At 68.6% G+C, this 1,105-nt stretch carries 1 protein-coding gene; it reads right to left on the reverse strand.

The window, feature by feature from the left end:
• A partial coding sequence (locus tag AC1DYI_RS36495; RefSeq protein WP_477208964.1) for a tetratricopeptide repeat protein occupies positions 1 to 1,105 on the reverse strand: 1,105 nt, incomplete at both ends.

The following is a 1,105-nucleotide window of genomic DNA, read 5'->3' on the forward strand; positions in this document are numbered from 1 at the left end:
CGGCCGCCGCTCCGAGTCGCCGCGCCCGCGCCCGGCCAGCCCGGTGAGCTGATCTTCCATCGCGTGCCGCCCCAGCTCGATCGCACGATCGGCCAGGCGCTGGTTTTCAGACTCGAGCGCCGTGGCGCGCAGGCGCTGCGTGTCGGCCTCCGAGCGCGCGCGGTCAGCGGCGGCCTGCATGTTCTCGATCTCGATGCGGTTGATCAGCAGGCGCGCCTGCCGATCGGCGCGCTGGCGCATCTCTTCGCGCTCCAGCGGCAACACGGCCTCGAGGTGGCGCAACGCGCTCTCGAAATCGCCCTGCTGCTTGTAGACCTCGTACAGGCCCTGGTGCAGCTCGCGCATCATGTCGTGATCGTCGGTGCCGCCGTGCGCTTCGCTCAGCGCCTGCCGATAGCGCCGAGCCGCTTCGTCGAGCTGGCCGCTGTGCTTGGCCAGCTCGGCCCGGTTCAGGGCGGCGAGCAAGAGCATCGTGCGGTAGCCATTCTGCGTCGACAAGGCTTCCTGCCGGTCGATGTAGGGCAGCGCCCGGTCGAACTGCCCGAGCAGCACGAAAYCATTGGCCAGGTTGCTCAAGCCCACGGCCTCGCGGTGCGCGTTGCCAGAGGCTTCGGCCAGTTTCAGCGCCTCTTCACCGTAGCCTATCGCGCGCTCGAGGGTGGCCTGGCGTGCCTCGCTGGCCAGGTTCTTGGCGGCGTGCAGCAGGTTGCTGGCCAGGTTGTTGAGCGCGCTGAACATCTCTTCTTCACCGCGGATTTCGCGCGCAATGTCCAGCGCCTGCATCATCAAGGGCTCGGCGCGTTGCGGGTCGCCCATCTCTTCGTAGGTCAGGCTGGCGCGGTTCAAGGCCCAACTCATCAGCGACGGATCGTTGGCCTGCCGCGCCGACTCGATCGCCTGAGTGGCGAAGCCCAGCGAATCGGCATGCAGGCCCATCTCGTTGTGGGCCATGACGAGGGTGCACAGCACCTGGGTGCGCTCGGCCGCATCCCTGGCGCGGCGCAGCAGCGGCAAGGCCTGCCGGCAGTGCGCTACCGCCGATTCGCTGTCACCCAGTCGGTACTCATTGAGCGCCAGCACCGCCAGCGCCGCCGCCCTCACACCT

The organism is Ideonella sp. P3_A4 (genome assembly GCF_056403075.1).